The sequence below is a fragment of the Pseudovibrio sp. Ad37 genome (assembly GCF_001623075.1).
In the GTDB taxonomy this organism is placed as follows: Bacteria; Pseudomonadota; Alphaproteobacteria; order Rhizobiales; family Stappiaceae; genus Pseudovibrio.
In genome coordinates, this window is the sequence record NZ_LMCF01000096.1 from 71,479 (window position 1) to 94,082 (window position 22,604).

Sequence of the window (22,604 nt, forward strand, 5' to 3'; positions counted from 1 at the left end):
TTACATCAATTGTTAAGCGCCAATGACTTCAAGGCCATTCATGTACGGGCGAAGAACCTCAGGAACCGTAATTGTTCCGTCTGCATTCTGATAGTTTTCCATCACCGCAATCAGGCAGCGCCCAACAGCAAGGCCGGAGCCGTTCAGAGTATGAACGAATTTCAGAGCCTTCTCGCCTTCCACGCGGTAGCGTGCATTCATGCGGCGGCCCTGGAAGTCACCACAAACAGAACAGGAAGAGATCTCGCGATAAGCATCCTGACCTGGCAGCCAAACTTCAATATCGTAGGTTTTACGAGCACCAAAGCCCATATCACCAACACACAGTGTGACAACACGGTAGTGCAAGCCAAGCAGCTTCAGAACCTTTTCAGCGGACTCACGCATCCGCTCCAGTTCTTCCAGAGAGCTGTTCTCATCCGTAATAGAAACAAGCTCACACTTCTGGAACTGATGCTGACGCAGCATGCCAGCCGTATCACGACCAGCAGACCCGGCCTCAGACCGGAAGCAATAGGTCAGAGCAGTCATACGCAGTGGCAGATCTGCCTCAGCAAGCGTCTCACCAGCAACCACATTCGTCAGCGGAACTTCTGCTGTTGGAATAAGCCAGTGATCATTTGTCGTACGGAACAGGTCTTCAGCAAACTTCGGCAGCTGGCTCGTACCGTAAAGCGCGTTATCACGCACCAACAGTGGTGGAGAAACTTCGGTGTAGCCGTTTTCCTGCGTGTGCAGGTCAATCATGAATTGACCAATCGCACGCTCCAGACGCGCAATCTGACCTTTCAGCAACACAAAACGGGAGCCAGACATTTTAGCAGCGGTTTCAAAGTCCATGCCGCCAAGTTGCTCACCCAGCTCGTAATGTTCTTTCTGCTCAAAGTTGTTACGCGGCTTTTCGCCATGCGTGTGCAGCAAAACGTTGTCAGCCTCATCCGCGCCAAGCGGAACATCCTCATGAGGAATATTGGGGATAACAGCCAAAGCATCCTCAAGCGCAGCGTTCAGCTTGCGCTGTTCCTCTTCGCCGTTCTGGATAAAGCTTTTAATTTCGGCAACTTCAGCCTTCAGGGCCTCTGCTTTTTCCTTGTCGCCCTGGCCCATGGCCATGCCGATTTCTTTGGATGCGGAGTTACGGCGCTGCTGCGCCTCCTGAAGCTTGGTGGTGTGGGAACGGCGCGCATCGTCCAGTTCAACGAGCAGCGCAGCGCGTGGCTCTTGGCCGCGTTTAGCGAGAGCTGTATCAAAGCTCTCCTGATTTTCACGAATCCACTTGATATCAAGCATAACTTAGTAACCCCGGCAGGTTTGCCTTCAAATAACCCGCCGGGAAACTCGTAAATCAGGATGGAAGTGCGACTAGGCCTCTTCTTCCGCTTCCTTCTCTTTACGTTTCTTCTCGACGAGCCTTACACAATAGATGGAGACTTCGTAGAGAAGCAGAGTAGGAAGTGCAAGACCGATCTGCGAAATCGGATCAGGAGGTGTTAAAATTGCCGCAGCTGCAAACGCAGCAACAACGGCATATTTCCGCTTACCCTTCAAAGACTCAGAGGTCACAAGACCCGCGCGTCCCATAAGCGTCAAAACAACCGGAAGCTGAAAGACCAGACCGAACGCGAAGATCAGAACCATCACAAAGCTCAGGTACTCACTCACACGCGGAAGCATCTCAATGGACGCTTGCCCGTCCATACCCATCTGCTGCATGGCAAGGAAGAAGCCCATCGCCATTGGCAGCACAAGGTAATACACCAGCGACCCGCCAATCACGAACAAAATAGGTGTCGCGACCAGATACGGAATAAATGCACTGCGCTCGTGCTTATAAAGCCCGGGCGCCATAAACATGTAAATCTGACTGGCAAGAACCGGGAAGGCAATAAACAGCGCTCCAAACAAAGCCAGCTTCATCTGGGTGAAGAACCATTCGTGCGGTGCGGTGTAGATCAGCTTGACTTCAATACTTTCCCCGGCCGCTGCCGAAAACGGCTCGATCAGGAAGTTGAAGATGTCATTTGAGAAGTAAAAGCAAACCGCAAAGGCAATAGCGATCGCAATCACCGACTTCATCAGGCGGGAACGCAATTCGATCAGGTGCTCAATCAGTGGCGCACGCGAATCTTCAATTTCGTTATCACTCATAAAATAGCCGCCCTAGCTTTCATCTTTGCTGGAAGGAGTGCTTGCGGCACTTACTTTTGCTTTTTGCGTGGAAGCCAGCTCAGCTGAAGAAACAACTTTCTGCGTCGGAACCTCTGCTTTCACAGGCGCAGCTTCTGGCGCACTGTCCGGCTTACTCTCCGAAGAGCCCTCACCGTTCAGCGAGCTTTTCACATCGCTTTCCGCAGTTTTCATGCTGTCCTGAAGCTTCTTCTTCTCGTCCGCCAATGTCTTTTTCAAGTCATCAAGTGGATTGAAGTTTTGTGCGGCATCAGCCTGCTTCCGCATTTCATCAATGCCGGTCTGCTTCTCCGCTTCTTTGACAGCGTCATTCAAACTAGACTGAAACTCGCCAGCCATACGCCGCACACTGCCGATTGTGCGCCCGATTGTGCGCAACATGCCCGGCAGTTCTTTGGGGCCAACCACCAAAATGGCAACCACAGCAACAAGCAGCAGCTCTGTCCATGCGATATCGAACATAAAGAAGCCGTTTCGTTAGTGTCTCAATGACAGCCCATTGTCAGGCTCTCATCATAGACATGTCGTGCCGCAAACGGCACATTCACTAGGGAAAGGCGTAGATCACAAACTCTAAGCCAGAAAACGCCGACTTTCCCTAGGTAATTTACACAGACTACCTTAAAGGAGACTTAGTCCTTTTTCGCGGTGTCTTCAGTTTTTTCCTGCGCATTCACGGTGTCACCCGGCGCATGGTCGATCACTTTAGGATCTTCTTCTTTTTCTTTTGCTTCCGCAGCATCATCATTCAGCCCCTTTTTGAAGCTGTTGATGCCCTTTGCAACATCGCCCATCAGCTCGGAAATCTTTCCGCGACCAAACAGCAGAACTACGACAACCGCGATGATGACAATTTGCCAAATACCAATTGAGCCCATCAACCAAACTCCTTAAGAACCCTGAACTGTGTTTTGAGAGACACTACATCCCCCAGATACTAATAGGTAGTATCCAGAAGAATTACCCACTATGATTTACTGACGTCTCTCGCCCAAAAACCAAAACATTCTCTGCATTTATACACAAGTCTATGACATTTTCTGGGTAGAATTGTAATACATCCCTCGTACGAATACGTAGAAGACGCTCAATTCCATCAACTTGTACGTCCAGAAGATCTGTCTCACCTGCCATTGCGCGAGAAATTACTCTGCCTTTGAACTGTCCCTCACCATGGCATACCTTTAAGTGATGTGGTCTTACACATAAGGTCGCATGAGCCCCTTCTTCAAGGCCATTAGAGGAAAAATTCCCGATAGGCGTGACCACACGGCCACCAACAACTTTTCCGGGTATCTCATTGAGATCGGAAAAGAATTTAGCGGCAAACAAACTATTCGGGCGGAAGTAGATATCCTCTGGCGTCGCCAGCTGTACCACCTCCCCATTACGCATCAGCGCAATCCGGTCACCCACGCGCAAGGCTTCTTCAGGATCATGGGTCACCACAACCGCTGTCGCGCCTTGCATTTTGATCATATCCAGCGTCTGCGTGCGCACATCATCACGCAAGCGACTGTCCAGTCCTGAAAATGGCTCATCCATCAACAAAGTATGAGGCCGCGGTGCCATTGCACGCGCCAGCGCAGCACGTTGCTGCTCACCTCCAGACAATCCATGCGGATAATCATCCAGATACTGACCAAGTCCAACCATGTGCAGCGCATCACGCGCACGGCGCTCGGCCACTTCAGAAGAAAGGTCGGAAAGACCAAACTTCACATTCTCAAGAATCGTTAGATGCGGAAACAGCGCATAGTCCTGGAACATAAGCCCCACACCGCGCTTTTCCGGCGGCAGAAAAGTCCGCTCATCAGCAACCACAGAACCATTGATCCGGACGCTTCCCTGCTGCTGGCGCACAACACCAGCTGCAATACGCAGCACCGTTGTCTTTCCGCAACCAGAATGCCCTAGCAAACACAGCACTTCTCCGCTTTTCAAAGAAAGCGAAACACCGCGAACCGCAGGTAAGTCCCCATAATGATGGTAGATATTGTCAAACACCAGCCGTTCTGATGCTGCAACCTTCCCTGGCTCCATTCGTCCCTCATAAAACTTGCAAGGCGGCGAACACAACATCGCGCCCCTTGCATGTGTTTATTTTTCTCCGGCGTCTTCTTCAAGTGCGCCAGTTGCAAACATTTCACTTTCTTCCAGAGGATCTTCATCTTCTGTCAGATCAATACTGTCATCCGGTGCTGGCACATGGAAGCTGGCAGGGATCGCACTATCAAGCAGCCCTGCCCCTTTCAACTCTTCCAGTCCCGGCAAATCCTTGATGTTCTCAAGACCAAAATGGTCAAGAAAATCAAAGCTCGTTCCATAAGTTACAGGACGTCCTGGTGTTCTGCGTCGACCTCGCATGCGCACCCAGCCCGTTTCCAGCAGCACATCAAGCGTGCCCTTAGATGTAGAAACGCCGCGAATATCTTCAATCTCTGCGCGGGTCACAGGTTGGTGAAAGGCAATAATAGCTAATGTTTCCAGCGCGGCCCGCGACAAACGCCGCTGCTCAACCGCTTCACGGTGCAAAATGAACGACAGATCTTCCGCAGTCCGAAACGACCAGCGATCCTCAGTAGACCGCAGTTGCACACCGCGCTTGCGATAAAACGAGCGCAGGCGGTTAAGAGCGCCGCGAATATCCCGATCACCAGGAATACGCTTTGTCAGCTCGGAAAAGCTGAGAGGCTCCGCACTGGCAAAGATCAAAGCCTCAACCATGCGCTCCGTTTCTAAAAGCTCCCCGGCATCCGCAACTTCAATAGCCTCATTGTCTGAGACTGTGTCGAGCAGGTCTGGTGTTTTACTCATGACAACTCAACCTCTTTTTCCTGAAGCTCTTCAGCCGGCTCACCCGCACCAATCTCTTCCGGCGTCCGCTGTGAGGCACGCACATAAATCGTCTCGAATGGTCCGGACTGCTGAATATCGATCACCCCTTCACGCACCAGCTCCAGACTGGCCGAAAACGCGGATGCCATTGCCGTCGCCCGCTCCTGCGGGTCTTCCAGATAGGCCGTCAGAAATCGCTCAATCGGTGTCCATACTGCAACCTGCCCTACAAGACGGGTCAGAATATCCCGCGCTTCCTGAAGCGACCAAACCTCACGTCGCTTCACATGCACGGACGTCACCGAGTGGCGCTGACGCTGCGACGCATAAGCCATCAGCAAATCATAGAGCGTGGCAGTCCAAACACTGCGGCGTTCCACCGACACAGTTTCAGGAGCACCACGCGCAAACAGATCCCGCCCAAGACGCGACCGGTTCATCAACTTAGCAGAGGCATCCCGCATAGCTTCTAATCGTTGCAGACGAAACGCCAGCGCCGCTGCCAGCTCTTCACCCGTCGGCTCATCGCTGTCTTTTTGCTGCGGAATAAGCAAACGGGATTTCAGATAAGCCAACCACGCCGCCATCACCAGATAATCTGCAGCCAGCTCCAGCCGCAAACGGCGCGCTTCCTTTACAAACTCAAGATACTGCTCTGTCAGCGCGAGAATGGAGATCTTGGTGATATCAACCTTCTGGCTGCGGGCCAGTGTGAGCAAAACATCAAGCGGGCCTTCAAACCCGTCCACATCCACAAGCAGGTTCGGGTCGCCAGTCGCGGGCTGCTCCACAGCCGCCGCGCCTGCCAACGCCTCCTCTATCTGCTCTGTGGCCTCAACGTCGCTCAAGCATCAATCCCTTTAAAGCGCATCCCCGAAGAGCATGTCCTGCACTCCAGTAGAAAGACACCCTCTCAAACTTTCGCACACAGCTCATCAAACTCCGCGCGCAGTGCCGTTTCATCCCCATCAAACACTTGGGTATTTCGCAGCATAGCCGCCTCGATGCGTTCAGCACGCTTACCGCTCACTTCTGGCACAGCCGATGCAACCACTTTCATCTCGTCCAGTTCGCCATTGCAATGCAGAACAAGATCACATCCCGCCGCAACAATTTTCTCAACCCTGCTCTTCAAATCACCGCCAAGCGCTTTCATGGAGATGTCATCACTGATCAAGACACCATCAAAACCAATCGCTTCCCGGATAACCTTCTGAATAGCATAGGAAGATTGCGTAACAGGATGATCTCCATCAATCTCTTTAAACACGATGTGAGCGGTCATCCCCATCGGGCAATCCCGCAAGGATTTGAACGGCAAAAAGTCCCGCGTTTCAAGCTCCTCAAGAGGGCTTGTCACTTCAGGCAAGGAAAGATGACTATCAACCAGCGCTCGGCCATGACCCGGAATATGCTTCATAACCGGCATCACACCAGCTGCGAGACAGCCATCCATCGCAGCGTGACCCAGATCACTCACAAGCGCAGCATCAGACCCATAGGCCCGCAGACCAATAATGTTGCTCGCACCTTCAATGGGCATATCAAGACACGGAATGCAGTTGGCGCTCAAACCAAGATCACGCAGATCCAGCCCAATCAGCAAGGCATGCAAATAAGCCGCCCGTTTCGCCGCCTCAACGTCCTGCGCATAAAGGCGCCCAATCGTCCCTGCTGCTGGATAGACTGGCACATGTGGCTCACCAACCCGCTGCACACGCCCGCCTTCCTGATCAATAAAAACAGGAGCATCCGCACGCCCAACAGCCTCGCGAAAATCAGCGCAAAGACGTCGGATCTGCTCCGGCGTTTCCATATTTCGGGCAAATAGGATCAGACCAAACGGCTGCTGGTCACGAAAAAAGGCTTTGTCCTCAGCGCTAAGCTCAGGTCCAAGGCATCCGGAAATGAACGATTTTAAAAACATGAGTAAAGCTGGTAGCTTGACGCTGGTACGGCGTCAAGCTCCAAAGCGTGGTCCCTGAAAAAGGAACTCGTATTTAGTTGCGGCGAACGTAACAGTCGCCACCAGCAGATTTAAACTCACCGCAGAAGGTGTTTGCACTGGTCGGGCCATCAAACGGCACCTGAATGCGGTAGTAAATACCTTTGTCGCCAAGATCAGCACGCGTAATCACCGGTGTCACCAAAGCCATCAGGTTTGGATAGCGACTGTTGTAGCGACGGATCTGACCACGTGCATCCTCAACAGTGCGCACAGAAGCCACCTGCACGATGTAAGTTCCACCTGGGATCTCACCCAAAACGCCTGCACCCGGTGTCGGAGTTGGAGCAATCGCCTGCGGGTTTACAGCAGCTGTCTGCGTATTCTGGTTACCAGTCAGGTTCAGTGGCGCGTTGCTGGCACGAGACGTCGGCTGCGGCTGCAGCGGCGTCAGTGTGTTGGAGCCAACAGTACTACGGCCTGTATTGGCAGACGCCACAACAAACGGCTTGGACTGAGGCACAACACTCACACCCAGAAGCGTATTACGCGTCTCGGTCCGCGTTGCCACTGGAGCATTCGCAAACGCATCCTGCAAACTTGTCGCAGTTGGTACAGCTGCAGCCTGCTGGTTTGCACTCTGGGTTTCACCCGGAAGTGGATCCCACTGCCCAGACGTCGCCGCTGGTGTCGTGCTACCCGTATTCTGCGGATTGCTGTTGCGCACAGTGCTGCTTGTGACAACACGAGGCTGCGCAGACACATTGGCCTCTGCACCAGCCCGCTGAACGATGGTCCCGTCAGGACGAACAATAACAGTCCGCACCTTCTTCGTCGGGTTCACATCAAACACGCTGGACTTGGCAGTATCCGTTTCGCTGGATGCTGGCGGCAAGGGTGTTACAGCTGCATCTTCGCGCTGAATCATCTTCTCGCCAGTAGCTGGCTGAGAGGCTTCTTGCGGAGAAAAGACTTTTGCAGTGTCGTTCTTAGGCTGCGCAGAAGGAGATGGGACCTCCTTCATTGGAGAGGCATCAGCGCGAATGACTGGTGGCGGAGTTGCGTCTCCGCCCGCTCCGCCAAAGTCGAACAGGAACAAGCCGGCACCGCCAACCACAACAATCGCAACAATGGATGCAGCAGCCATCAGGCCTTTACGCATGCCGCCACTGCGGCTCTCTTCTGCTTCAATCGGAACATCAACAGAAACGCGCGGCACAGCTTGCGGAAGAACGCCGCCATCAAGGCTCGGATCTTCTTTGCGCATAGCCTGCGCCACAGCATCAAGATCATATCCGCCAGGAGGAGGAGATTGCTCTTCACCAGGCTTTTTCACTGCATTCATTGCCTCTTGATGAGCAGCTTCCGTCTGCGCCAGCTTTTCAGCAGCAGCAGGCCAGGACATTTCATCCAAAGACGTATCGTTGGCAACGCTTTCGTCCAGCTGCCAGGCATCATCACCTTCAACGGCAAATGGATCGATTTCCTGAGCAACCTGTTCAAAACCGGCACTCATGCGCTCAAATTCATTCAGCTCTGCAGCAACTTCAGGGCCAATTTCAACTTCAGGCTCTGGTTCTGGCTGCGGCTCTTGCGCAATTTCATCTGCAAAGATGTCATCAACGCTCGCTTCAATGTCCTGCGCAACATTTCGCACAGGCTGAGGCGCAACAGGTTCAGCAACAACGCTTGGCTGCGCTTCCTCGTCAAGACTGAACTCAGCCAACAAAGCTTCTTCAAGATGCTTGGCAGGAATAACCGTTTCCTGTGCAGACACTTCAGGAGCGCTGATGTGCTCACCTTCAAGCTCAGCACCGGTGTCCATCGCAAACGCCGTCATATCCGGTTCAAATGAAACAGGGTCAGCAGCAGGTGCCACATCATCATGCGTGCCACGCAATTGAGGCGCGGCAGGAGCTTCTTCAATCGCAGGCGTTGGTGTCGGTGCAGGCTGAACAGGCTTGGCAGCAGCTGCTGCAGTTGCACGTTCTGCAGCACGCTCGGCGCGCCAGCTGTCATAATCGCTCTGGGAAAGCTCATCCAGAGCTCTTGGCGAAGCAGACGCCACATTTTGTACAGGCGCAGCAGGCTCGGCAACGCGCGGTGTTTCAACCGCACGTGGAGCATCCGCTGTGCGGCGTTCAAGACGCTCACGCAAAGTCTGCTCAGGGCGCACATCCCGCGCGCCAACAGCATCCAGTGTCGGTGTCGCACGGCTCACGGACCGCTGAGGACGAGACGTCTGCTCACGCTCCACCTGAGACTGATTGAGAGAAGCAACGAGGCTCTCTTCAAGATCGCGCGAAAGAATATCATCCATTTCCGGCTCTGCAGTCACATCAGCGGCAGTCACAGACTGGCGCACAGGTGCAGGCGCAGGAACTGGCTTTGCTTCAGGCACAGCCGCCGCTTTTGGAACCGGAGGAAGGTCACTGACATAGTCAACAGCCTCACTTGGCGCACCAGCAGACAACGCAGCAGCGCTCAAATCCGCAAACGGATCAGCATGTGCAGGTGACGCGGAGGTTTTTGGAGATGCAAAAACAGCATCCAGAGCCGCAAATGAATCTTGAGTTGATGCAGGCTCATTCACTTCAGCTGCACCCACTGAATAATCATCGGCCAACGTGGCGTCCTGAGAGCCATGCTGAGGAGCATGATCGGCAGTTACACTGCGCTCATCAGTCTTTGGAAACAGCGGACGGTCAGAGACTTCGCTTTCTACGCGAGAACTAGGACGGTACTGAGCAGCGCTCTCCCCGACAATTCTGGCAAGTTCTACGAGCGGATCTTGATCGCCTGCCCACTGTTGCGGTTCATCGCCTGCCGTTTGCCTAGCAGAAACCTCACCCGGACCCGGATACTTGGAGCGATTGGTCATTGCAGCGGTGTTTTCCCTTAAATAAGAGGCTCGCAATCCCCACCGCGAACCTCCAGTACTCTATCAACTATGCTCAGGCGCTAGCGCATTTCATTTGGTGCAGTGACACCCAAAACATTGAGGCCAGAAGCTATTACCTGTGAAACTGCGTAAACTAACGCGAGTCGAGCTTTGGTTAATTCTGGCGTTTTATCATTAATAAAGCGTAATTGCGGCTTTTCCTTGCCTCTGGACCAGTGTCCATGCAGGGCGCTTGCAAGCTCATACAGATAGAACGCAATGCGGTGCGGCTCGTGATTTTCTGAGGCTCCGTCTACAATTCGAGGCCACTGAGCCATCTTCGCGACCAGTGCAAGTTCACCCTCATCTTCAAGTTGTGCAAAATCTGCAGACTGCAACTCTTCAGCTGTGTTGGAGAACCAATCCAGCTCTCCAGCAGCCTGACGCAGCACAGAATGACACCGAGCGTGACCGTACTGAACATAAAACACTGGATTGTCTTTTGACTGCTCTTTCACCTTGTCAAAATCGAAATCCAGCTGCGCATCGTTCTTACGATAGAGCATCATAAAGCGTACCGCATCTACGCCCACTTCATCAACCACATCGCGAAGGGTGATGAAATTACCAGAGCGCTTGGACATTTTGAACTCAGCGCCGCCCTTAAAGAGCTTCACAAGCTGACACAGACGCACAATCACATCCACATCACCGCCAGAGATCGCATTGCCGATCGCTTCCAGACGCTTCACATAGCCGCCATGGTCCGCACCAAGCACAAAGATGATTTCTTTGAACCCGCGCTCAATCTTGTCGCGCATGTAAGCAACGTCAGCGGCAAAGTAGGTGTAGCTACCATCAGACTTCACCAGCGCTCGGTCACTGTCATCACCGTAGTTGGAGGAGCGGAACAGGGTCTGCTCACGGTCTTCCCAGTCATCAGGCACTTCGCCTTTTGGTGGCGGCAAAGTGCCAGTGTAAACCAGATCGCGCTGACGCAGAGCATCCAGCGTCAGATCAATGGCATTCCCCTGACCGTGCATGGTCTTTTCTGAAAAGAACACGTCGTGCTTCACGTTCAAAGCACTCAGATCTTCACGGATCAGATCCATCATCTTGTCAACGGCATAGCCCTTGAGCAAAGCATGACGCTCGCCCTCGTCCATCTCCTTCAGGCGCTCACCATATTCCTCTGCCAGCGCCTTGCCGACGGGAACAAGGTATTCGCCCGGATAATAGCCCTCAGGGATCTGCCCAATGTCTTCACCCAGTGCTTCGCGGTAACGCAGAAAGGCGGACTTCGCCAGAGTATCAATCTGGGAGCCAGCGTCGTTGATCACGTATTCACGGGTCACATCATAACCGGCAAACTGCAACAGGCTCGCCAGCGCATCACCCACAACAGCACCGCGTGTATGGCCCACATGCATCGGTCCGGTCGGGTTCGCGGATACATACTCCACATTCACCTTCAAACCGGCACCACGGCTGCCACTGCCAAACGCATTGCCCTTGGCAACAACATCTGCCAGCACGCGTTCCCAAATAACTTTGTTTACGCGGATGTTGATGAAGCCAGGTCCGGCAATATCAACAGCATCAACTTCACTGTCGGCGCGCAGGCCTTCTGCAATCTTTTCGGCAAGATCACGCGGCTTCATCTTCAGCTGTTTAGCCAGCACCATGGCAGCGTTGGTCGCCAGATCGCCATGAGCAGCATCCCGAGGAGGTTCAACAGTCACTCGTCGCAGATCCAGCTCCGGCGCGTCAGCAGCAAGGTCGAGACCCTTGACTACACTGTTTACCCTTTCGGCGAAGTCTGCAAAGATGTTCATTTTTAATAGCCTAGTTTGACAGCTCACAGGGTTTTGCGAAGCCGCAGCCCCACATAAACTCCATGAATTAATAGTGTTTGAATTGGCGCATTACCCCAGTTCCGGGGTATCGTCAAATAATCGTCGGTGTTCGTCTATGGCATAACGGTCCGTCATGCCTGCAATGAAGTCACAAACCCTGCGGGCCTTCACATCATCACCCTCGCCTTTCAATCCCGTACACCATGGTTCTGGCATTCTTTCCGGTGCTTTAAAGTAGGCATGGAACAAATCCCGCACCACTTTGGCAACCTTCCTGCGAACCGCCAGAACACTTTCGTGCCGGTACAGATTAGCAAACAAAAATTCTTTCAACTCGCGCTCTTCTCGCGCCATTTCAGTTGAAAAGGCAATAACAGGACCATTTGCATCACGAATATCCCCGCATTTCTTGGGAGAAACCTGATTAATTCGCGAAATACTCTCCGCAATCACGTCCTCCACCATGCCTGTGATACATCTGCGTCCGATCTCATGAATACGCCGCGCATCTTCAAGACCGGGATATTTCCCGTCCACCTCGTCTAAAATACGCTTCAGATACGGCACCTCTTTCATGGCCTCAAAGCTAAGCAACCCGGCCCGCAATCCGTCATCCAGATCGTGCGCGTCGTAAGCGATATCATCTGCAATCGCTGCCACCTGCGCTTCTGCACTCGGCCACGACCACAGCAGCAAATCCTGATGCTTGGCATATTCACTCACAGCAAACGGCAGATGCTTGCCTTCAAGCTTGCCACAAGGCGCACCGGATCGATCCGTCAGCGGCCCATTGTGCTTCACAAGCCCTTCCAGCGTTTCCCACGCCAGATTGAGGCCATCAAACTCCGCATACCGGCGCTCAAGATCCGTCACAATGCGCAGGGACTGGGCATTGTGGTCAAACCCGCCATAGTCCGCCATGCATTCATGCATCACGTCCTCGCCCTCATGCCCAAACGGGGTGTGTCCAAGATCATGCGCCAGCGCCAGACACTCGGCCAGATCCTCATCCAGCCGCAGCGCACGTGCAAGCGAACGCGCAATCTGGGAGACCTCAATTGTGTGCGTCAGGCGTGTGCGGAAGTGATCGCCCTCATGGTACACAAAGACCTGCGTCTTGTGCTTGAGGCGGCGGAAAGCAGCACTGTGAATAATACGATCTCGATCACGCTGAAACGGCGTGCGTGTCGGGCTTTCCGGTTCTGGAAAAAGTCGGCCACGGCTGACTTCCGGATCAACAGCATACTCTGCCCGTGGCTGAGCACCGTATCCTAACGTCTTGACCATTCTTTATCCCCCACCCCTTACAATCAGAAAATGCCCAGGTCATTCCCTGCGATTTTCGTATCACAGCAATGACATAACAGATGTAAAAGCCCTGTAAACAACCGCTTTCCTAAGCCAAATGTAATTTAGCAATAAAATACTATGGAAATTACCATGGAGACCACCTAAATTATAAGGCAAAGCGCATTCCCGAAAAGTGGCTACCGGTTTTCGGATAAGAATACGCAGATAAATAATCTTTAAAGCTGTTTAAGCAGCCCAAACCAAAAGCAAACAGCTTTAAAGAAAGTACGCAAGCCGAAACAAGACTGAGCTTATGACCCAGACCCCTGAAAATACCGTCGGCTTGACCGACAAGGCCGCAAAACGCGTCGCCCAGATACTGGAAACAGAAACCAATGGCAGCATGCTCCGCATTTCTGTCGAAGGTGGCGGCTGCTCCGGTTTTCAATACAAGTATGACATCGTAAAAGAACAGGAAGATGACGACCTCGTCCTCGCCAAATTCGGCGCAACGGTTCTCATCGACAGCATCTCCCTGCAATACATGGCAGGCTCGCAAATTGATTTCGTAACAGATCTCATGGGCCAGTCCTTCCAGATCTCAAATCCTCAGGCCGCCGCCGGCTGTGGATGCGGCACAAGCTTCTCCATCTAAGATAAGCCAGTCGCACATCAGGGGAATAAGTTAAAAAGCGGGCGTGAATGCATCCCAAAGCAACCACGCCCTACCAGCCTCAAAGCCCCGCCCCATAAGAACGCAGTTTTCCCGCTTTCCGCGCAAACCAACGCACATTTCAACGCAAAACAGTTATCCTCGTTCCGCGTAGAACTTGTTCCCTTCCACGCAAACACCTCAGAGAAGCCTCATGCTGTCCTTTCAAAATGCTCACAAATTGGTTGTTTATGCGCTCCTGAGTGTTGGCGTGCTGCAGATCGCAACATCAATCATAGCGAACTGGCATTTTGGCGTCTTTGCTTACACCGCTGATCAGTTTGTGACCCAGGCATCCGTCCTTGTGAGTTCATTTGCAATCGGCGGGCAACTCATTGCGCTGGCCTTTATCCTTGAGTACCTCAAAAGGCTTTTGGATCAGAAAGCCAAGTAAAGCAGCCTCAAGATTGCCCGACAGCGCCCGACAAGGCCTCATCCACACACACTTGCCCTGCCTGCCTTGCCCTCCTCAGACACCGTGCTAGAACAAATCAAGACACATATAGACCAAGCAGCCAGAGCCACTGCTGCAAATGCATTGATGCGCAGAGCTCTGACCTCACTGCTTTCTCGAAGGGAAACCCGATGAAAATCGCAAGCTGGAACATTAATGGCGTCAAAGCGCGGTTAGAAACGGTTCTCAAATGGCTCGAAGAAGAACAGCCGGATGTCGCTTGTTTTCAGGAAATTAAATCGGTTGATGAGAATTTCCCACGCGCTCCGTTTGAGGAGCTGGGATACAATCTGGAAACCCACGGCCAGAAAGGCTTCAACGGCGTCGCAATCCTCTCCAAACGCCCGTTTGAGGAGGTTAACCGCCGCCTGCCGGGTGAAGACGAAGACGAGCAAGCCCGTTATATCGAGGCCGTTATCGCCGGCGACAACGAACCAATCCGCGTGGGCTGCCTCTACCTGCCAAACGGCAATCCGGTAGAGACCGAGAAATTCCCCTATAAACTGCGCTGGATGGATCGCCTTCACAAGCATGCCGTTAAGCAGCTGGAAAAGGAAGAAGCCTTCCTGCTGGTTGGCGATTACAACGTCATTCCTGAGCCGGAAGACGCAAAGAAGCCAGAGGCTTGGGTTGGTGATGCTCTCTTCCGTCCGGAAAGCCGCCAGCGTTTCCGCGCCCTGCTCAACCTCGGCTTCACCGAAGCCGTCCGCGCAACCAATGGCACCGCCGGAACCTATACGTTCTGGGATTATCAGGCAGGCGCATGGCAACGCGACAACGGCATCCGCATCGACCACCTGCTGCTCTCACCGGAAGCCGCCCGCATCATGCAGGGCGTTGGCATCGACAAACACGTCCGCGGCTGGGAAAAACCATCAGACCACGTCCCGGTCTGGGTTGAACTCTCCGCTTAAATACCGCGCTCATTTTGAGCGTACCCTCCAAAAATTCTGGTGGCGACCGCGCCACCAGCCCTCCTCAATTTTTCCATCCAAAACAAATAAACAGAAGTCTGGGAGGACATCTGATGGCTTGGCAACCAGCTGAAAATCGCTATGACACCATGAAGTACAACCGCTGCGGGAAGAGTGGCCTCAAGCTACCTGCCATCTCCCTCGGTCTCTGGCACAATTTCGGTGAAACCACCCCACATCAAACCAAACGCGAAATGTGCCGCACAGCGTTCGATCTGGGCATCACCCACTTCGACCTTGCCAACAACTACGGCCCACCTCCGGGAAGCGCTGAGACCGCATTTGGTGAGATCCTGCGCACCGACTTTGCCGGATACCGCGACGAGCTCGTCATCTCTTCCAAAGCAGGTTATGACATGTGGCCGGGACCTTATGGCGAATGGGGCAGCCGCAAATACCTCATGGCCAGCTGCGATCAGTCCCTGAAGCGTATGGGGCTGGACTACGTCGACATCTTTTATTCCCACCGCTTCGATCCGGACACACCACTGGAAGAGACCATGATGGCCCTCGACCAGATCGTCCGTCAGGGCAAAGCGCTCTACGTGGGCATCTCCTCCTACAACTCCAAACGCACCAAGGAAGCAGCGAAGATCCTGAAGGAACTGGGCACCCCGTGTCTTATCCATCAGCCAAGCTATTCCATGCTCAACCGCTGGGTGGAAGAGGACGGACTGCTCGACACGCTGGAAGAAGAAGGCATCGGCTCCATCGTCTTTTCCCCTCTGGCACAAGGCATGTTGACCAACAAATACCTGGGCGGCATTCCACAGGACAGCCGCGCGGGCAAACACGTCGGCTCCTTCCAGGAAAGCTTCCTCAACGAGACCACGCTGACCCACATTCGCTCGCTGAACGAGATCGCCGAGAACCGTGGGCAGACACTGGCCCAGATGGCTCTGGCTTGGGTCTTGCGCAAAGGCCGCGTCACCTCAGCTCTGATCGGCGCAAGCCGCAAGGAGCAGGTGATCGACTGCGCAGCCACCATCAACAATCTGGAGTTCACAGAGGAAGAACTGACCGCCATCGATCAGTACGCCACAGAAGCCAACATCAACCTCTGGGCCCAATCCTCCGAACGCGAAGGTCCATCCCGCCCCGCGAAGAAGAAACAAGACGCTTAACGACAAAAGGAGTGCGAACATTAAGCTCGCACTCCTGCTTCTAAAGATAAGAAAGTCTCTTTAAGAGCGCGGATCCAGCCCTTTCTCTTCAAAATACGCGATTGCTGTGTTCAGGCCATTCAGGGCGGCGGGCACGCCTGCATAAACCGCCATTTGCCAGATGATCTCAAGAATCTCGGAGGCGCGCGCACCTGAGTTCAGCGTGTGCTCGATATTCATGACCAATTGCGGCCCTGTATGACCGCCCATCGCTGTCAAAGCCGCAATGCTGCACAACTGCCGGGTCTTCAGGTCAACACCTTCCCGGCCATAATGCTTGTCGTAGGCCCAATCCACGACACTCTCAGACATACCGGGCACCGCAGCATCATATTTATCAGCAAGCTTCTTCTTTAGTTCGGGATTTAAAATACTCAGGACTTTCTCCGCATTCATAAGCCAGTCTCCTCAAGCCATAAACAACCGCCGATCAGGCTTGCCTAACTGCCTCCTCTTGAAAATCGGTGTGTTAATCACCGAGAAGTTGAGGTGATTGCGGCAAACACTCAACCCGCTCGCCCATCAGAGCAGCACGTCTTGTAAGTTCATAAGATCCCTTAAGAGACTGAAATAGCGAGAAAATGTAGCTCTCTTGTAAAACCGGAGCACACGACTGTTTATTCCTTCTCAGATCTGCTAGGCATTTTTACGAGGAACAATCTGGATTGCGGAGCCACTCAATGCTTGAAGACCTTCAAACCCCTTGCCTTTTGCTCGATGAAGCTGCAATGCGCCGAAACATCAAAGGCATGGCAGACAGGTTCAAACAGATCGACGTTCCGCTGCGCCCGCACCTCAAAACAGCTAAGTCCATTGATGTCGCCCGCATTCTGCAAGAGCATGGCGCAGACCGCTGGACCGTTTCCACATTGAAGGAAGCAGAGTACTTTTCCTCCTTTGGCCTCAAAGATATCCTCTATGCCGTCTCCATCATCCCGCAAAAGATGGAACGCATCATGCGCCTCAACCGCGCCGGCGCACAAATGTCCATCTGTCTGGACAGTACCGAGATGGCAACGCACCTATCTACCATGACATTGGATGGCCCAAAGCCGCGCGTCTATCTGGAAGTCGATGTGGACGGTCACCGCACTGGCGTAAAGGCAGATCAACAGCGCGCCGTAGATGTCGCCAGAATACTTGCAAACGCATCTAACATGGAATTCGCCGGCGTTATGGCCCATGGCGGCGGCGTGAGCTATGCAGCAAACGGCAAGCAGGAGCTGGAAGCCGCTGCGGAACAGGAGCGCACAGCAACGCTTGCCGTTAAAGATGCTATTCTGGAAGCAGGCCTACCCTGCCCGCAAGTCAGCATCGGCTCTACACCAACAGCCCTCTTCGGAACATCATTTGACGGAGTTTCGGACGTTCGCGCAGGCGTTTACGTCTTTCAGGATGTGTTTCAGGCAAACCTTGGCATGTGCGCAATGGAAGATGTGGCTGCCACCGTACTCACCAGCATCATCAGCCACGCCCCACACCTCAACCGCATTGTCGTCGATGCTGGCGGACTAGCACTCTCCAAGGACCGTTCCTGCGCAAGCCAAAGCAATGACTGTGGCTTCGGCCTTCTAAGCGATGCAGACGGCCACTTGGATCCGCTGCTTTATGTGCAAGGTGTCAGCCAGGAGCATGGCTACATCACCACCAGAGACGGAAGCCCTCTTCCCTTCGAATTGTACCCTCTGGGATCACAGCTCCGTGTTCTGCCCAACCATTCTTGCATGACTGTCGCCGCCTATGAGGGGTATCATATGATCGATGGGGACCATGAAGGAGAGTGGTGGCCGCGCTGTAACAGGTGGTAGGTCAACCCGTTCCATCAATTATATCGGTCACATCTCATTGAGCCCTAAAGATTGTCGCACTAGGAAATTGATTGGCAAAAGTTTTTTCCAATTACGGCACACTGAATCTCCCGTGGATATCACCGTTTACCAATCAAGTTTTGTGGCCGAATTGAGTCTTTTTGGCCACCTCCAGGCGCTGTCCTGAACCGCAAAAGTCGATTTTCCACCCCCGCCACTAATATTTCAAACTTCGCATATCAGCTATGCAAAATTGACCTACCTACATTATACTTACTATAATGTACTTAGACCGCACCTAAGTGAAAATGCGGGCGCCCTGTTACACTGTTTCGCAAACGCACAAAATCAGCATCTCCTAACACGCAATTTCCTAAGCAAATTCATAGGACTAGAACCATTCCAGACCTCATTGCAACGCACACAACTTGAGCGAGTTATATCACCACCCACAATTGGCCGCCCAATATCCAAAATGTATGCATTTGTATAATGTTGCCTTGCATTTTTTGCAGGTCAGCCAGCCATTTCGGAATTGACATAAATCAAGATGCGGCCCCACTTGAGGCGTACAGTCAATGTCAACAAGCACTGGACGCAAGGAAGCGTAACTCACTGCAAGCCTTTGGAATTTACTTGTAGCACCACGCTAAATTGCTCAAATGATGAAGGACCTAAAAATGGGCGTTCACCAGAACATCGATAAAGCTACCTCCGACACTCTTCCATTTCTGAAAGACGACGGACCCAAGGCTTACGCAGGTTTCAAAAAGGGTGACTGGAACAAAGAAATTGACGTGCGCAATTTCATTCAGCTCAACTACACCCCTTATGAAGGTGCTGACGACTTCCTTGCTGGCCCAACCGCTGCAACAACCAAACTCTGGGACAACGTTCTTGAGTTGATGAAAGAAGAAAACAAGAAAGGCGTTCTCGACGCTGACACTGAAGTTGTTTCTTCTATCGTTTCTCACGCACCAGGCTACATCAACAAAGATCTCGAAAAGATCGTTGGCTTGCAGACCGATGCCCCATTGAAGCGCGCTTTGATGCCTTACGGCGGCCTGAAAATGGCAGCAGCCGCTCTGGAGAGCAACGGTTACAAACTCTCAGAAAAAACCGCTGAGGTTTTCTCTAAGCACCGCAAAACACACAACGACGGTGTGTTCGATCTTTACACTCCGGAAATTCGCCGCGCTCGTTCCGCTGGCATCGTAACCGGCCTTCCAGATGCTTATGGCCGTGGCCGCATCATCGGCGATTACCGCCGCGTTGCGCTGTATGGCATCGACAAGCTGATGGAAGACAAGAAAGCACAGCATGCTTCTCTGGACGGCAACGTCCTGAACGAAGAAACACTGCGCCTTCGTGAAGAAATCTCTGAACAGTACCGTTCCCTCGCTGAACTGAAGGAAATGGGCGCTGCACACGGCTGCGACATCAACCGCCCTGCAGAAAACGCTCAGGAAGCTATTCAGTGGCTTTACCTTGGCTACCTTGCTGCGATCAAAGAGCAGAACGGTGCAGCCATGTCTCTGGGCCGCACAACCACCTTCCTCGATGTGTACATCCAGCGCGATCTGGACAAAGGCGTCATCACAGAAGATGAAGCACAGGAACTGATGGATCACTTCGTCATGAAGCTCCGTATGGTTCGCTTCATGCGTACTCCAGACTACAACGCGCTGTTCTCTGGCGATCCAGTATGGGTAACTGAATCCATCGGCGGCATGGGCATCGATGGCCGGACACTGGTCACCAAAAGCTCCTTCCGTGTTCTGCAGACCCTTGTGAACCTCGGCCCTGCACCAGAACCAAACCTGACCGTTCTGTGGTCCGAGCATATGCCTAAGGGCTTCAAAGACTACTGCTCAAAGATCTCCATCGAGACATCTTCTGTTCAGTACGAAAATGATGACCTGATGCGTCGTTACTGGGGTGATGACTACGGTATCGCTTGCTGTGTATCTGCAATGCGCATTGGCAAGCAGATGCAGTTCTTCGGTGCACGTGCCAACCTTGCAAAAGCAATGCTTTACGCAATCAATGGCGGCATTGACGAAAAAACTGGCAAACAGGTTGGTCCAAAAGCGCACCCAATCACCGGCGACGTGCTGGAATGGGAGGAGCTGGAACCACTTTACGACCAGATGCTCGACTGGATTGCAAAAGTCTACGTTCAGGCGCTGAACTGCATCCACTTCAGCCACGACAAGTACAACTACGAGCGCGTTGAAATGGCGCTGCATGACCGCGACATCCTGCGCACCATGGCATGTGGTATTGCTGGCCTGTCTGTTGTTGCTGACAGTATCTCCGCGATCAAAAACGCGAAGGTCAAGATCATCCGTAACGACGAAGGTCTCGCAGTTGATTACGAAATCGAGGGCGACTTCCCTTGCTTCGGTAACAACGACGACAGCGTTGACGTGATTGCAGAAGACATCATGAAGAAATTCATGGGCAAAATCCGCAATCAGCCAATGTACCGCAATGCGACACCTACACAGTCTGTCCTGACCATCACATCCAATGTGGTGTACGGCAAAAAGACTGGCTCTACTCCGGATGGACGTAAAGCAGGCGAACCATTTGCACCGGGCGCAAACCCAATGCATGGCCGTGACCAGAAGGGCGCAGTGGCTTCCATGAAGTCTCTCTGCAAACTTCCTTACGAAGACAGCCAGGACGGTATCTCTTACACCTTCTCCATCATCCCAGGCGCACTGGGCAAGGACGAAGCTGAACGGATCGACAACCTGTCCCACCTGCTCGACGGTTACATGCATGACATGGGTCACCACATCAACGTGAACGTGTTCGATCGCAAGACCCTGGAAGACGCAATGGAACATCCTGAACTGTACCCACAGCTCACCGTTCGTGTCTCCGGTTACGCTGTGAACTTCATCAAGCTGACCCGTGAGCAGCAGATGGATGTGATCAACCGTACATTCCACGGTCAGCGCTAATAGCACTTGGCCAACGGTCAGCGCTAATAGCACTTGGCCAACGGTCAGCGTTAACAGCGCTGACCTCTCAAATTCCAAAACAAGGCGCGGGGCTCAGTCCCGCGCCTTGTTTATTGCGACAAAAGAGCCAATCTCATGCGACAGGAGCGCACATGCACCGAAAATGAATGGCTGAGTTGCACAATTTCATCTTTAAAAACAAGGTCAAAGACCTTACTTTTAAAGCATTATAAAAAGCAGAAGCGGCCCGAGGAAAAATCCTCACTCCCTATCCAAAACAGGCCGCTCGCAAACAATGATAAAGGACGCCAGCCATGCAAGACACCATGGGCTATGTTCACTCAGTAGAAACAGGCGGAACGGTAGACGGTCCCGGCCTGCGCTACATTGTGTTCACCTCTGGCTGTCCGCTGCGCTGCCTGTACTGCCACAACCCCGACACTCTAAAGCTGAAAGCCGGGAAACAATCCTCTGCCTATGAGCTTTTGAAGGACATCTCCACCTACCGCACCTATTTTGAAACTGGCGGCGGCGGCCTGACCGTGAGTGGCGGTGAACCTATGGCGCAAAAAGAGTTCCTGAAAACGCTTCTTTGGGGCTGTAACCAGATGGGCGTTCACACCACCGTGGACACCTCCGGCTACTTGCACGCCAACCTCGATGACGAAACCATCGACATGGCAGACCTCTACCTGCTCGATATCAAATCCTGGGTGCCAGAAACCTACAAGAAGGTCACCGGCGTTGAAGTTGGCCCAACTCTTGAGTTCGCAAAGCGTCTGGAAAAGATGGAAAAAGACATTTGGATCCGCTTTGTACTCGTACCAGGCCTCACAGACGCACCAGAGAACGTTGAAGGCGTCGCAAAGTTCGTTTCTGAACTCGGCAATGTAAAGCGCGTTGATGTGCTGCCCTTCCACAAAATGGGCGAACACAAGTGGCAATCCATGGGCAAAGCCTATCAGCTCAAAGACACCCGCGAGCCATCAGCCGAAGAAACTGAAGCTGCCAAAGAAACCTTCCGCAAGTACGGATTGGACGTGCACTGAGCATCTGCCATGCTTAGGCCACAGGCGCCCCAAAGATACCTGTCGATTACATAGGTTCTCCTGAATTTCAGGAAAAAGTCGCCACAATACCTTCCCAGACTAGCCCTCGAAAACATGGGGGCTTTTTCATGAGTAAACGAGTTATCCTCGGTGGGCTGGCAATGCTCACCGCAAGTGCATCAGTTGCAGATGCAGGCTTTAATCAAAGTAGAGCGGAAAAATTCGCCAAGAAAAACGAAGAGCACATCATCTGCTATTACCTCTACGGTGTGAGCAACCAGAGCAACAAGCAGGACATCGCCAGAGGCGTCATCACAGCCATGGCCTACGCCAAGGGCATGAAAAAGCAGGAAGCCATCTACGCACTCGGCTACGGCTCCGGCAAGATCTCCGCCATTCTGGAAGCCGACCCAGATCACCGCGAAGACCTGATCAAAGAATACAGCAAAGACTGCAAATAGAAAAAAGGCTGCTA

Annotated in this window: 20 protein-coding genes; 8 read left to right on the top strand and 12 right to left on the bottom strand. The window is 52.9% G+C overall.

Going from position 1 to position 22,604, the window contains the following annotated elements; translation table 11 throughout:
* Window positions 1-12: 12 nt before the first annotated feature.
* The 11 genes from serS to PsAD37_RS15765 form a co-directional block, all read right to left on the bottom strand.
* On the bottom strand, window positions 13-1,290 hold the full coding sequence (gene serS, locus PsAD37_RS15715) for a serine--tRNA ligase (RefSeq protein ID WP_063296953.1): 1,278 nt from the start codon (window positions 1,288-1,290) through the stop codon (window positions 13-15).
* Between the two features lie 72 nt (window positions 1,291-1,362).
* Complete coding sequence (tatC, locus tag PsAD37_RS15720; RefSeq protein WP_057466252.1) at window positions 1,363-2,148, bottom strand: twin-arginine translocase subunit TatC; 786 nt, start codon at window positions 2,146-2,148, stop codon at window positions 1,363-1,365.
* Between the two features lie 12 nt (window positions 2,149-2,160).
* Window positions 2,161-2,649: a Sec-independent protein translocase protein TatB gene (gene tatB, locus PsAD37_RS15725; protein WP_063296954.1), complete on the bottom strand. Its 489-nt coding sequence runs from the start codon at window positions 2,647-2,649 to the stop codon at window positions 2,161-2,163.
* Between the two features lie 170 nt (window positions 2,650-2,819).
* Window positions 2,820-3,065, bottom strand: a complete 246-nt coding sequence (locus tag PsAD37_RS15730) for a twin-arginine translocase TatA/TatE family subunit (protein ID WP_057466250.1) — start codon at window positions 3,063-3,065, stop codon at window positions 2,820-2,822.
* Between the two features lie 82 nt (window positions 3,066-3,147).
* Window positions 3,148-4,230: an ABC transporter ATP-binding protein gene (locus PsAD37_RS15735; RefSeq protein ID WP_057466249.1), complete on the bottom strand. Its 1,083-nt coding sequence runs from the start codon at window positions 4,228-4,230 to the stop codon at window positions 3,148-3,150.
* A gap of 57 nt (window positions 4,231-4,287) precedes the next feature.
* Window positions 4,288-5,004, bottom strand: coding sequence for an SMC-Scp complex subunit ScpB (scpB, locus tag PsAD37_RS15740; RefSeq protein ID WP_063296955.1), 717 nt, complete (start codon window positions 5,002-5,004; stop codon window positions 4,288-4,290).
* Window positions 5,001-5,873 carry a ScpA family protein gene (locus tag PsAD37_RS15745; RefSeq protein WP_063296956.1) on the bottom strand — a complete coding sequence of 291 codons (873 nt, stop codon included), beginning with the start codon at window positions 5,871-5,873 and terminating at the stop codon, window positions 5,001-5,003. The genes scpB and PsAD37_RS15745 overlap by 4 nt, the downstream gene beginning before the upstream one ends.
* Window positions 5,874-5,938: 65 nt before the next feature.
* Entirely contained in the window at window positions 5,939-6,952 is a 1,014-nt protein-coding gene (nagZ, locus tag PsAD37_RS15750) for a beta-N-acetylhexosaminidase (protein WP_063296957.1), read from the bottom strand.
* A gap of 73 nt (window positions 6,953-7,025) precedes the next feature.
* Window positions 7,026-9,851 carry an SPOR domain-containing protein gene (locus PsAD37_RS15755; RefSeq protein ID WP_063296958.1) on the bottom strand — a complete coding sequence of 942 codons (2,826 nt, stop codon included), beginning with the start codon at window positions 9,849-9,851 and terminating at the stop codon, window positions 7,026-7,028.
* An 80-nt stretch (window positions 9,852-9,931) separates the two neighbouring features.
* The gene (argS, locus tag PsAD37_RS15760; protein WP_063296959.1) at window positions 9,932-11,686 is read right to left on the bottom strand and encodes an arginine--tRNA ligase; all 1,755 of its coding nucleotides are present in this window, start codon (window positions 11,684-11,686) and stop codon (window positions 9,932-9,934) included.
* 90 nt (window positions 11,687-11,776) lie between these two features.
* Entirely contained in the window at window positions 11,777-12,994 is a 1,218-nt protein-coding gene (locus PsAD37_RS15765; RefSeq protein ID WP_063296960.1) for a deoxyguanosinetriphosphate triphosphohydrolase, read from the bottom strand.
* A gap of 316 nt (window positions 12,995-13,310) precedes the next feature.
* Between PsAD37_RS15765 and erpA the strand changes: the two genes are divergently transcribed.
* The 4 genes from erpA (at window position 13,311) to mgrA (ending at window position 16,261) form a co-directional block, all read left to right on the top strand.
* Entirely contained in the window at window positions 13,311-13,652 is a 342-nt protein-coding gene (erpA, locus tag PsAD37_RS15770) for an iron-sulfur cluster insertion protein ErpA (protein ID WP_063296961.1), read from the top strand.
* 211 nt (window positions 13,653-13,863) lie between these two features.
* Entirely contained in the window at window positions 13,864-14,103 is a 240-nt protein-coding gene (locus PsAD37_RS15775; RefSeq protein ID WP_063296962.1) for a hypothetical protein, read from the top strand.
* Window positions 14,104-14,294: 191 nt separating this feature from the next.
* On the top strand, window positions 14,295-15,077 hold the full coding sequence (xth, locus tag PsAD37_RS15780; RefSeq protein ID WP_063288823.1) for an exodeoxyribonuclease III: 783 nt from the start codon (window positions 14,295-14,297) through the stop codon (window positions 15,075-15,077).
* A 113-nt stretch (window positions 15,078-15,190) separates the two neighbouring features.
* The gene (gene mgrA / locus PsAD37_RS15785; RefSeq protein WP_063296963.1) at window positions 15,191-16,261 is read left to right on the top strand and encodes an L-glyceraldehyde 3-phosphate reductase; all 1,071 of its coding nucleotides are present in this window, start codon (window positions 15,191-15,193) and stop codon (window positions 16,259-16,261) included.
* A 60-nt stretch (window positions 16,262-16,321) separates the two neighbouring features.
* Here the strand turns inward: mgrA and PsAD37_RS15790 are convergent, their stop codons facing one another.
* A complete protein-coding gene (locus tag PsAD37_RS15790; RefSeq protein WP_063296964.1) occupies window positions 16,322-16,696 on the bottom strand; it encodes a carboxymuconolactone decarboxylase family protein in 375 nt (124 codons plus the stop codon).
* Window positions 16,697-16,980: 284 nt separating this feature from the next.
* Here PsAD37_RS15790 and PsAD37_RS15795 point away from each other — a divergent pair, with 284 nt between their 5' ends.
* The 4 genes from PsAD37_RS15795 (at window position 16,981) to PsAD37_RS15810 (ending at window position 22,590) form a co-directional block, all read left to right on the top strand.
* Window positions 16,981-18,108 (top strand): alanine racemase, encoded by a 1,128-nt coding sequence (locus PsAD37_RS15795; RefSeq protein WP_063296965.1) that lies wholly within the window; start codon window positions 16,981-16,983, stop codon window positions 18,106-18,108.
* A gap of 680 nt (window positions 18,109-18,788) precedes the next feature.
* Window positions 18,789-21,080 carry a formate C-acetyltransferase gene (gene pflB / locus PsAD37_RS15800; RefSeq protein ID WP_208991906.1) on the top strand — a complete coding sequence of 764 codons (2,292 nt, stop codon included), beginning with the start codon at window positions 18,789-18,791 and terminating at the stop codon, window positions 21,078-21,080.
* 314 nt (window positions 21,081-21,394) lie between these two features.
* Entirely contained in the window at window positions 21,395-22,129 is a 735-nt protein-coding gene (gene pflA / locus PsAD37_RS15805; protein WP_063296966.1) for a pyruvate formate-lyase-activating protein, read from the top strand.
* Window positions 22,130-22,257: 128 nt separating this feature from the next.
* Entirely contained in the window at window positions 22,258-22,590 is a 333-nt protein-coding gene (locus PsAD37_RS15810; protein WP_063296967.1) for a hypothetical protein, read from the top strand.
* The last annotated feature ends 14 nt before the right edge of the window (window positions 22,591-22,604 follow it).

What these genes read in the sequence shown, in the direction of transcription:
- tatB (WP_063296954.1), bottom strand. Translation starts at nt 2,649, where the DNA reads ATGTTCGATATCGCATGGACAGAGCTGCTGCTTGTTGCTGTGGTTGCC.
- PsAD37_RS15735 (WP_057466249.1), bottom strand. Translation starts at nt 4,230, where the DNA reads ATGGAGCCAGGGAAGGTTGCAGCATCAGAACGGCTGGTGTTTGACAAT.
- argS (WP_063296959.1), bottom strand. Translation starts at nt 11,686, where the DNA reads ATGAACATCTTTGCAGACTTCGCCGAAAGGGTAAACAGTGTAGTCAAG.
- serS (WP_063296953.1), bottom strand. Translation starts at nt 1,290, where the DNA reads ATGCTTGATATCAAGTGGATTCGTGAAAATCAGGAGAGCTTTGATACA.
- PsAD37_RS15795 (WP_063296965.1), top strand. Translation starts at nt 16,981, where the DNA reads ATGCTTGAAGACCTTCAAACCCCTTGCCTTTTGCTCGATGAAGCTGCA.
- PsAD37_RS15775 (WP_063296962.1), top strand. Translation starts at nt 13,864, where the DNA reads ATGCTGTCCTTTCAAAATGCTCACAAATTGGTTGTTTATGCGCTCCTG.
- PsAD37_RS15730 (WP_057466250.1), bottom strand. Translation starts at nt 3,065, where the DNA reads ATGGGCTCAATTGGTATTTGGCAAATTGTCATCATCGCGGTTGTCGTA.
- PsAD37_RS15765 (WP_063296960.1), bottom strand. Translation starts at nt 12,994, where the DNA reads ATGGTCAAGACGTTAGGATACGGTGCTCAGCCACGGGCAGAGTATGCT.
- PsAD37_RS15790 (WP_063296964.1), bottom strand. Translation starts at nt 16,696, where the DNA reads ATGAATGCGGAGAAAGTCCTGAGTATTTTAAATCCCGAACTAAAGAAG.
- nagZ (WP_063296957.1), bottom strand. Translation starts at nt 6,952, where the DNA reads ATGTTTTTAAAATCGTTCATTTCCGGATGCCTTGGACCTGAGCTTAGC.
- pflB (WP_208991906.1), top strand. Translation starts at nt 18,789, where the DNA reads ATGGGCGTTCACCAGAACATCGATAAAGCTACCTCCGACACTCTTCCA.
- pflA (WP_063296966.1), top strand. Translation starts at nt 21,395, where the DNA reads ATGCAAGACACCATGGGCTATGTTCACTCAGTAGAAACAGGCGGAACG.
- erpA (WP_063296961.1), top strand. Translation starts at nt 13,311, where the DNA reads ATGACCCAGACCCCTGAAAATACCGTCGGCTTGACCGACAAGGCCGCA.
- xth (WP_063288823.1), top strand. Translation starts at nt 14,295, where the DNA reads ATGAAAATCGCAAGCTGGAACATTAATGGCGTCAAAGCGCGGTTAGAA.
- mgrA (WP_063296963.1), top strand. Translation starts at nt 15,191, where the DNA reads ATGGCTTGGCAACCAGCTGAAAATCGCTATGACACCATGAAGTACAAC.
- PsAD37_RS15755 (WP_063296958.1), bottom strand. Translation starts at nt 9,851, where the DNA reads ATGACCAATCGCTCCAAGTATCCGGGTCCGGGTGAGGTTTCTGCTAGG.
- PsAD37_RS15810 (WP_063296967.1), top strand. Translation starts at nt 22,258, where the DNA reads ATGAGTAAACGAGTTATCCTCGGTGGGCTGGCAATGCTCACCGCAAGT.
- tatC (WP_057466252.1), bottom strand. Translation starts at nt 2,148, where the DNA reads ATGAGTGATAACGAAATTGAAGATTCGCGTGCGCCACTGATTGAGCAC.
- scpB (WP_063296955.1), bottom strand. Translation starts at nt 5,004, where the DNA reads ATGAGTAAAACACCAGACCTGCTCGACACAGTCTCAGACAATGAGGCT.